Origin of the sequence: Fischerella sp. (assembly GCF_013388695.1) — a bacterium.
Classification (GTDB): Bacteria; Cyanobacteriota; Cyanobacteriia; order Cyanobacteriales; family Nostocaceae; genus PCC9605.
Genome location: NZ_JACAEU010000042.1, coordinates 24105 through 32801, shown reverse-complemented (window position 1 = coordinate 32801; position 8697 = coordinate 24105). Strand labels below are relative to the sequence as shown.

Here is an 8697-nt window from a genome sequence, read left to right as displayed (position 1 = left end):
GGAAGTCATCTCACTTATCTTGCTCTGATGTCAAGTACGTTTTTTACACCGCTGATTATTCTTGTCTTGTTTAATTTGTCAAGCTATTTTTATACTAAATTAGATGAGCTTACCCTGGTTAGCAAAAGCTTTCCATCCTTTTGCATGGTGAATACTTTTTCCTTACCAATTGCGTAGGAAGTAATACTATCGTCACTTCCTTGAACTCCTGCTATCAGCTTACCGAATGGCTGCTCTTTCATAACTTTAAAGTTTTTGATTTCAGGATAGTCTGGGTCATCGCTCAAATGTTTTGGTATACCATCGGGGTCGCTCCAAGGAGTCATTAGTATGACATCATCTTTTGCTGACCTAATTAGCCTACCTACCGCCAAATTTATCTTTCCAGAAGCATTGATTGTGACTTTATCTCCTTTTTTGACTGTAATTTGTGTATCGACCCACGGAGTCTCAAAGCCACCACCATTAGGATTCAAGATAAATGTTTTTTTGGTAGTATTATTATCTTCTTGTAAAGTGATAGTTCCAGCATTTAGTTCAAGATTGCCAACAGTAATTTTATTTGGTCGCACTACCATAAGAATTGTAAGTGCTAGTAACCAAATAAAAATGAGTATAGTTCTTCCGAATTGTAGCATTCGCCGCATTCGTTCGGGTGAGTCTACGAGATAACTAAAAAATTTAAAGCCAGCAGTTATTGGATGGTCGTTATTATTAATTGGGTCATTATTTTGTTCTGTCGAACTGTTTTCTGGTGGAACATTGTTTTTCTGTTCGTCCATAATCTTCTATATGTAGATTAATGATTCACAGACACACCCATATAACTGAACAAAGCACTAGTAAATCAAAAACAGCACACAAAAAATCGTAGCCACTATGTAAAGTTTGGCTATAGCAGCACATACTATGCTGATTTGCTCAAATATAACCTAAAAACAAGTAATAGCAAAATTTCTTAGACTATAGGAATTCTGTCTGATTTCTGAAAAAGATTTCAGACAAAACCCTGAGCAAACGGGTTTTTCAGTTTCAGTATGTTTTCAAAAATCTTTGGAGGAGTCCTATAGTAGAGATAATATTAATTCTTCCAAGCGATCGCTCCCAGTTCTGGGGGAAACTTGAATAAAACTGCTTACTGCAACTATGCCCAAGATTCCCCAGTGCGTTAGCGAAGCTCCTGCTCCCGCAGGCTCGCTTTACTTGCTGCATCAGGATTTAAGGTTTAATGTCAGTTGTGTGAACGCAGCAATTAAGCTCACAGTTGCGAGCGCTACGAATGCAACCATGATGAGCGTAGCGTTGGCTGTGTTTATAGACAGTAGGCAAAGCTAATAGTTGCAGTGGTATTCCCGTTAATTTCCACAAAAATCTCCCAAATGAATGTAAAATGTCCCATGCTTCAGATGTGCTAGGATTTTCCATGAATTCTAGCGCCTCACTCTTAAATGCCTGCCACTGTGAGGTAATACTAGGTGGGTGGCATCGGTCGTAAGCTGCCATCCCAGCGTGATAATTATGCAGCATTTCCCGAATTGACATATCCAAAACCAAGCTTGTCCTACAGCTTCAAATCTACACGGAAAGTAGAGCGATAAGCCTTCGGCATGGCTTCGCTTACCGCACTCCACTGCTCGTGCGATCGCTCTACGCGCGCGTTAAAATGCAGAACATGATTAAATCTAGAGCTATCCGTAAGTTGCCAGAGTGCGATCGCTGTCGTTTTTATTCCGGCAGTCCCTTCATAGTTTGCGCCATTCTTCCTGCTGGCCCGGTTGGTGCAGAATGTCCCCACTTTGCCCCAGACCCCAACGCCGAACCAGTAGAACTGTGGGAGCCAGAGGGGGCAACCTACTACAACGGCGAGTTAGTTTTGCAACCCCCACAACGCTGGAGCCGGGAGCAGCAATTAGAGTTACTGGACACTCACCCGATGTTTACGGGTAAATGCCCATCTTGCGGCTACATCTTCGAGCGGGACTACTCAGCTAGGGTTCACTACGACTGCCCCGAATGTGGCTGGATGGATGATTCGGTGTAGGGCGATCGCTTTTATTCCCCAACAATAATTTCAAACAAATGTCCCTCATAAATGAATCATACGCCAGACTTGATGAGATGATTAGAACAGGCAAACTCAAAGCAGAGTATAAATCTATACTATTATCAATAGCTGAGCTTGGAGACAAAGCTTGTGCTAATGGGCTTATTCACGGTCTGGGATGGGGTGAAGATGCCAACCATATTGTTATTGATGAGTACGAAATCCTTGATAAAAATGGCAATTTTTTGTATCTAACGTTGTCAGAAACACGTGACTACCTTCAGAATTTAATTGCAGATTCAGGATAAAAGCGAGGGAGTTGCACCACTGCTCGGCTAGTCCTTTCCACTTGCCCCGCTTGAGGTGTGGTTAAGCCGAGCCAGAGTTTGATAAAGTTGGGCGATGATAGGTGCGATCGCAGTCCTACTTTAATTTTCATCCTTTAGCTCGGCTAAAACCTTGTCTAGCCTATCGTTTTGGCTGTCTGCTTGGTTAAATTGCTATTTTAATTGTCTCATCGTCTACCACTACGACGATTTTTATTCTTGGCTTTGGGTTTGTTTCTAGAATGTCCTTTGACAGTTATCGTTCTTTTGTGGGAACGAACATTGATGGTTTTTTTCTGTTCTTTATTCTTAGTTATAAACCAAATTATTCCAGCAATAATTAAAAGTACTATAAGTGGGATAAGGTTAGGTGGTTTCATTTTTTACTTTAGGTAGATGAACCCTTATTCAACTTCAACGAACTCAATTTACTTTACCTTTACCAAACATTGATTTAGGAACAAACTACTCGAAAGCCGAGGTAATTTGCTCGTTCATCAATTCGAGCCTTTTTGCGAGATGCTGAACGGCAATTTCCTGGAGGATCAGCCCAAGAACCTCCTCTAATTACACGAAGTTGGCTATCTCTATCGTTGAGCCATGCCGTACCATCATTGGGCGCTCTCTTGTAGCTATCATGCCAGCTATCCATGCACCATTCCCAAACTAACCCGTGCATATCATATAGCCCGAAGGCATTTGCAAACTTGAACTTATCAACAGGAGTAGTCTGATTATGAAAAACTCCTTTTGAAGATTGAGGATCTTCACAAACTTTATAGTTCGCCAACTCAGGAGTAATAATGTCTCCAAAGTGGAATAAAGTTGTAGTCCCAGCACGAGCTGCATATTCCCATTGGGCTTCACTGGGTAATCGGTAGTACCGACCTGTCTTTTGGGAAAGGCGATCGCAGAATTCAACAGCATCGTCCCAACAAACTTGTTCTACAGGATAGCTGTCTTCCTTGAATTTAGAACAATCAACTACTAAGGGGCGATTGATCTGTGGTAAGCAAGCTACAGCTTTCCATTGTTTTTGAGTAATGGGGTATTTCCCTATAAAGAAGGAATTAACAGATACCAGATGTTGAGGAAATTCCGAGCTACTTGCATTTTTTTCTTCAGGCGATCCCATTAAAAAATTTCCATTCCTGATAGCAATCATCTCCAATTCCACTCCACCACCCAAATCTTCGACAAAATAGCTAGTCTCCTTGCGGCGAGAGTTGATGATTGGTTTTTTTGCGAATCCAAATAGTCCAGAGGGCTTAAGTTCTACTTCTGCATATTCAAACCGAAACTTTCGCAGACTCGGTTTGGGCTTAAGTAGCGCTGTGACTTCTTTGTTTGGTTCTGCATTTAAATCATATCGTTTGTTTTGTAAGGTGTTTTTAGTTTCAATAACTTCTACTGCTTTTTACTGTACGCTTTTAGGCTCAGAAGTTGTAGGTATAAACAATATAGATTGCAATCTAGAGTTTTTTTTAAAGACTGGTATCTGCCCTTGTGAAAGGTCTTCCATTTGAATAGCAACCATACCTTCATCAAAGGCTCTTTGAAACACATCTTGATTGCCTGAAATTTTGTAACCTAGCCCATCATAAAACCCTTGAGCAAATGCGATCGCTGCTCTATCTTGGATTGGGTTATTCATGCCAATCGCATAGTTAATGTATTGGCTAATTGCTACAGCAGGTTTTTCTGAATAACAAGCGTTAAGCAGCACGCATTTAACATAATCGGCGTGCAACCTAAATAGTGATGCTAACGCTTCTGGTGAGACAGGTTTATTATTTCCGCCATCATCTTCTAATAACAAGCTGCCATCCTCCATGCCGTGTCCACAAAAATGAACAATTTGGGGTCGTTCTTCCGCGATCGCTCGACGAATATCTTGAGAACGTACAGCAGTAATTATGCGAATTTCAAATAAATCCCGATTGGTGGCTCGTCGTATAGCCTCTTCAATTTCTCGAATTTCTTTGTCTAAGCGTAGCCCGTAAGGAATTGCTGCCAAAATCAATATTTTTTGCTGCTGCACCAATCCTTCTCGCTCGTACCGTTGCTCTTGTGATGGCATATTAAGTACTTATAAAAGCAAGATTTTTTACTTAACTCGTATTACATGTATCAAAACTGTCTTATTGAAATTGGCAGTAACTGCTTATGTCTTAGATTCTCGCATCGGAGGAAGCTTCGTTAGCTTTTAACCATTGCTCGATTAATTCTGCCACCACTTGGCTCATCTTCAGCCCTCGCAAAGCGCAAGCGGCATGAAACCTTTTTTTGAGGTCGTCTGCAATATTAATGTGCATAGTTTTTACAGATGATGATTATATATATAGTATTTATACAATTCTACAAATGTACAAAATGCGATTCCAGATAAATGGGATTTTGTCCACTTTTATTGACAAGTTAAAACATTGCCACAGCGCGATCGCTCTTGCTGATAACAGAGGATAATCGATAGCGATCGCCTATCATCAAACTATCCGTGACAGACACCCCAATTGTTGACAAACTAAAAGCAGCAGCTGACGGTTTACTCATGATGAGTGAGTCTGAGTATCCCCTAGAAGCATTCCTTTGGGAAACCAAAGCACCTGCCACACCAGAAAAAGTCCTACAACAAACTAACCACTCCCCAGACACACCCGTCAAAGTTGTGGGGGTTGATGATTTTTTTAGTGTGGCGACAACACCTGAAGATTGGCATGGGGAAGAAGAGAAAGAAACTGTCGCCAAGTTCCAAGCCCTGGTGCAAACAATCAAAGCCAACCTAAACAACCCCCAGGTATATCGCGTGGGAGAAATTGAAATTGACGCTTACATTGTTGGTGAAACTCCAGAAGGAAATTTAGCAGGAATTGCGACTAAGGTTATCGAAACCTAAAAATAATTAGCTCTCACACCCAATGCCATCTTTATCTTTGCCATCAAAATTATGTGGGTCGCTTGGCAGGACTTTAAAGCTTCTTTCGGAAATGTCTTTGCAATTTAAATCTGGTGGCGGCGGTGGAATGCACACATCTGGATATGCCGGATCACAATTATTCTGAGACTGTGATTGATTTGGTTCTACTACCTCAGTCTGTTTGGATGTCTTAGGCTTAGTCTCATTTGGCACAAAAGTATTAATAGATGTGGTTGTCACTCTTGGGCGTGGTGGACTAACTACCACATCATCAACTTTTGACTCAATACTTGCTTGAATGTTTGGAGAAACATTAGAAATAAAATCGTAACCTGTGAGTTTTTCTAATTCATCAACGCTGACTTTATAAGTACTCCAATTATTATCTAATTGCTGCTCGTTAGGGATATTCACCGCAATGACACGAGTATTAGCAGTAATATCTTTAAGTCCAGCACCAGGGCGGTCTAAAACCACAATCACCTTCCAAGTTGACGCGGGAATCGTGACTTTACCTTTGAGTGGTTGACCTTGACTGCCTAATGGCCCTGCAATTATATAAAGTTCCTTGCCTTGATTTACCAGTTCCCTAGAATAACTTTCCAAACTCTCCCAAGTGTTGCGGTTATTGTCTGGGGTCTGCGGCATCATGTTTGTCATGAGGAAAGTGGCGATGTTATCCTCAACTGTTTTGGTACGGTCAGCTGATGGTGCAACGTGACCTTTGTCATAACCTGAACCAAAGTATACAGGCTGTAGGTGCGATCGCGAGGTAAATTCCGGAGCGCCATTGCACTGCACTGCGATCGCTTGTTGTCTTGAAAAACAGGGCGAGAGTCCTTACGGACACGCTGCGCGATCGCTCACCACACCCAGCTGTACAATTTCTACACTTGGTACAGAAGCGAGTGTAGAGATGACCCGAACTGAACGCGAATCAATCAACTTCAAACTGCCCAAACCCTTAGCCACAGCCCTACGCAAAGCAGCCAGGGAACGCAAGACCACTGCCACAGATTTAGTGATTCAAGGGCTACATCACATTTTAGGCGATGTACCAGGTACAGAAGTGAGTGTAGAAATTCGCTTATATCAATTAGAAGAAGAATTTTTTCGTTTCCAAGAAAGTATTGGTTCAAGCAACAATGCCCACCAAGAAACCAGGTTAACTCGCGTTGAATCAAAACTCGAAGAATTATCTAACAAACTCGCACGATTTGAAGGGGCATTAATGCAAATGCAAAATAGCATTAACGCTAGATCGCGTTCCAAATCAAGCGGATACCCCTATCAGTACAACTCAGCCCCGCCCCAACTCCTACCTATTGACGAGGATAAGTTGGCTCTTAGACTCAATACCAACGCCTCGACGCTCACTGAAAAACGCGCAACTCTATCGCAGAAAGATTTTGAAATGTGGTGTAAAGACCGCGACCCCAGCAAGCGCGAGTGGCGGTTCAATGAAAAAGATGGGCTGTATCACCCAGTTAAGTGAGTTTACACCATTGTTATTAGGTTTGCAGAATAATAATAAAAAATCTTCAGTTCTAATTCTTCTAATAGGCAGTGCTTTTGTTTTCTTAACAAATAATCATAGATTGTATCAAAGTTGTTCGTGAAAGTTTGCTGACAGTTTCAGTAGCGATAGCATTGACTGCCTTGGCTTATTTTAGCGTGTTTATAAGCTTTGGATAAGTACTTACAATATACTGCATACCTTTGTTTACAATGCTTAACTATTTATGCTTTTCTAAACCAACATTTTTTGGAAACACAATCAGTTTATAACTGTTTTAAAATAAAAATGAATAGCAGTAAACTCATTAGCGGTAGGGTCAAGCAAATTAACTTTGTAAAGTTTATGAACTTGGTCTATTAGAGAAACGTTAGTCCTTTTGTAATCATCATTAACAAAGGTGGCTTCTACTGCATCTATCCAAAAAGAGTGCGTTTAAAATCTGTTACTAATGCAAATTAAGTGAAATCAATTTTTTAAGTAAATAAAGCTTGTAACTTGGAAATTATTTATGAAAAAAATAATTTCTGCTCTTTTATCTTTAGGGTTTTTGCTTATTGCTGCTCCTGGTATAGCTCAAGTTAAAAGACAGTGGGTTTATATGGGTAGCACTCATGATGGTAATTACTACGTGGATGTAAATAGTATTAAAGGTGAAGGAAATTATAGAACTGTTTGGTATAAGAGAGAGGTAAGTGAATCTAGTTATTCCATATTATATGGATCTTCTTCTCCAGGCAGAACCTATGTCAAACAAGTGACTAATTTTTACATAGACTGTGACAGCAGAAGAATAGGGGTATTGCAGGGAGTAACTTATTATTCTTCAGGAGAAATTCAAAACAGATATGAATCTCCTTTGGGTTCTTATCCTGAGAAGATGGGTTCTGTTTATCCTGAATCTATAGGGGAAAGTGTACTAGAGTATGTCTGCTCTTTAAGAAAGAATACTCAAACTAAACCCCCTGTTAAACAAAGTACTAACTTTAACCAACAAGATTTACCAAAATTAGAACTTAACTCTACAGGTAATGCAGTGGAGTTGTTGCAGCAGAAGCTTAAAAAATTTGGTTTCTTTAAACAAGAGGTTACAGGGTTCTTTGGCCCTATTACCAAAGATGCTGTCTTAAAATTTCAAACTAGCAGAGGTATACCTACAGATGGGGTTGTGGGACAACAGACTTGGAGAGAGTTACTTAAGTAATTTGTAAAAAAGCGTGTATGGCTATTTCCTTCTCCTCTCTCCAGGAATACTCAACGCCTGAACAGCACGGCGTAAGGAGTGTTAAGCGCGTCGGTTGCAACTAACTACTAACTACTAATGACGACTAATTAAAAGTCCCCACTTTTGCGGTTTAATGAAGAAGCATTCAACATAAGAATCACCAATGTTGAATCGAAGGCAGAGGGCAGAAGGGAAGGAGGAAGAAAAATAAGGCACAGAAGCCACGGGTGGCCGTTTCGTCTACTTGGGCGGACTTTACACAGTGGCTTAAAAGCTTAGGTTTTTATTTTGTTGATTGTAGCAACCATAATTTTTTGCATTTCTTCAACATCATTCAGTATGGAAATAAACAAATTACTTTCAGCTAATTTAACTTGTTGTGCAATTATCAATTGCGTATCTAATTCACGCAAAGAACCCAAAGATATATGCAAAAACTGAAGATATTCAGATTTGGTTCTACGTCCGTAACCCTCTGCAATATTAGACGCAACCGAAACCGCAGAACGTCTGATTTGATTAGTTAAACCGTATAATTCCGATGGTGGAAAGTGTTGTGTTAATTCGTAACATTTAACAGCAAGCTCAACACTTCTTTTCCAAATAAACTGCTCTCTGTAGCTCATAAGTTTGAAGTAAAAAGTTTGAAGTATTTAAATATTATTATCC

General features: G+C 40.3%; 13 protein-coding genes and 1 pseudogene. 5 read left to right on the top strand and 9 right to left on the bottom strand.

Annotated elements, in window-relative coordinates; translation table 11 throughout:
• Positions 1–89 precede the first annotated feature (89 nt).
• Both HXY43_RS06910 and HXY43_RS06905 read right to left on the bottom strand, forming a co-directional pair.
• A complete protein-coding gene (locus HXY43_RS06910) occupies positions 90–782 on the bottom strand; it encodes a hypothetical protein (RefSeq protein ID WP_290881560.1) in 693 nt (230 codons plus the stop codon).
• Positions 783–1218: 436 nt separating this feature from the next.
• Complete coding sequence (locus HXY43_RS06905; protein WP_290881557.1) at positions 1219–1542, bottom strand: hypothetical protein; 324 nt, start codon at positions 1540–1542, stop codon at positions 1219–1221.
• A 130-nt stretch (positions 1543–1672) separates the two neighbouring features.
• On the opposite strand from HXY43_RS06905, the gene HXY43_RS06900 reads away from it, so the two are divergent.
• Entirely contained in the window at positions 1673–2041 is a 369-nt protein-coding gene (locus tag HXY43_RS06900; protein WP_290881554.1) for a hypothetical protein, read from the top strand.
• Positions 2042–2079: 38 nt separating this feature from the next.
• Complete coding sequence (locus HXY43_RS06895) at positions 2080–2352, top strand: hypothetical protein (RefSeq protein WP_290881551.1); 273 nt, start codon at positions 2080–2082, stop codon at positions 2350–2352.
• On the opposite strand, the gene HXY43_RS06890 is transcribed toward HXY43_RS06895, so the two are convergent.
• From HXY43_RS06890 to HXY43_RS06870, 5 genes are all read right to left on the bottom strand, one after another.
• The gene (locus HXY43_RS06890; protein ID WP_290881549.1) at positions 2325–2483 is read right to left on the bottom strand and encodes a hypothetical protein; all 159 of its coding nucleotides are present in this window, start codon (positions 2481–2483) and stop codon (positions 2325–2327) included. The genes HXY43_RS06895 and HXY43_RS06890 overlap by 28 nt on opposite strands.
• A gap of 341 nt (positions 2484–2824) precedes the next feature.
• A complete protein-coding gene (locus tag HXY43_RS06885; protein WP_290881547.1) occupies positions 2825–3535 on the bottom strand; it encodes a formylglycine-generating enzyme family protein in 711 nt (236 codons plus the stop codon).
• 252 nt (positions 3536–3787) lie between these two features.
• Positions 3788–4450, bottom strand: a complete 663-nt coding sequence (locus HXY43_RS06880) for a CHAT domain-containing protein (RefSeq protein WP_290881545.1) — start codon at positions 4448–4450, stop codon at positions 3788–3790.
• Between the two features lie 91 nt (positions 4451–4541).
• Entirely contained in the window at positions 4542–4685 is a 144-nt protein-coding gene (locus HXY43_RS06875; RefSeq protein WP_290881543.1) for a plasmid partition protein ParG, read from the bottom strand.
• Between the two features lie 103 nt (positions 4686–4788).
• Complete coding sequence (locus HXY43_RS06870; protein WP_290881541.1) at positions 4789–4923, bottom strand: hypothetical protein; 135 nt, start codon at positions 4921–4923, stop codon at positions 4789–4791.
• Between HXY43_RS06870 and HXY43_RS06865 the strand changes: the two genes are divergently transcribed.
• Complete coding sequence (locus HXY43_RS06865) at positions 4922–5266, top strand: nuclease A inhibitor family protein (protein ID WP_290881539.1); 345 nt, start codon at positions 4922–4924, stop codon at positions 5264–5266. The two genes, HXY43_RS06870 and HXY43_RS06865, sit on opposite strands and share 2 nt — an antisense overlap.
• Positions 5267–5554: 288 nt before the next feature.
• Here the strand turns inward: HXY43_RS06865 and HXY43_RS06860 are convergent.
• Positions 5555–6046: pseudogene (locus tag HXY43_RS06860) on the bottom strand (DNA/RNA non-specific endonuclease); the annotation flags it as partial.
• Between the two features lie 31 nt (positions 6047–6077).
• On the opposite strand from HXY43_RS06860, the gene HXY43_RS06855 reads away from it, so the two are divergent.
• Together HXY43_RS06855 and HXY43_RS06850 are read left to right on the top strand one after the other, a co-directional pair.
• Positions 6078–6782: a hypothetical protein gene (locus HXY43_RS06855; protein ID WP_290881536.1), complete on the top strand. Its 705-nt coding sequence runs from the start codon at positions 6078–6080 to the stop codon at positions 6780–6782.
• Between the two features lie 532 nt (positions 6783–7314).
• Complete coding sequence (locus HXY43_RS06850; protein WP_290881534.1) at positions 7315–8007, top strand: peptidoglycan-binding protein; 693 nt, start codon at positions 7315–7317, stop codon at positions 8005–8007.
• Between the two features lie 296 nt (positions 8008–8303).
• Here HXY43_RS06850 and HXY43_RS06845 read toward each other — a convergent pair whose 3' ends face one another.
• Positions 8304–8654 carry a four helix bundle protein gene (locus HXY43_RS06845; RefSeq protein ID WP_290881532.1) on the bottom strand — a complete coding sequence of 117 codons (351 nt, stop codon included), beginning with the start codon at positions 8652–8654 and terminating at the stop codon, positions 8304–8306.
• Between the last annotated feature and the right edge of the window lie 43 nt (positions 8655–8697).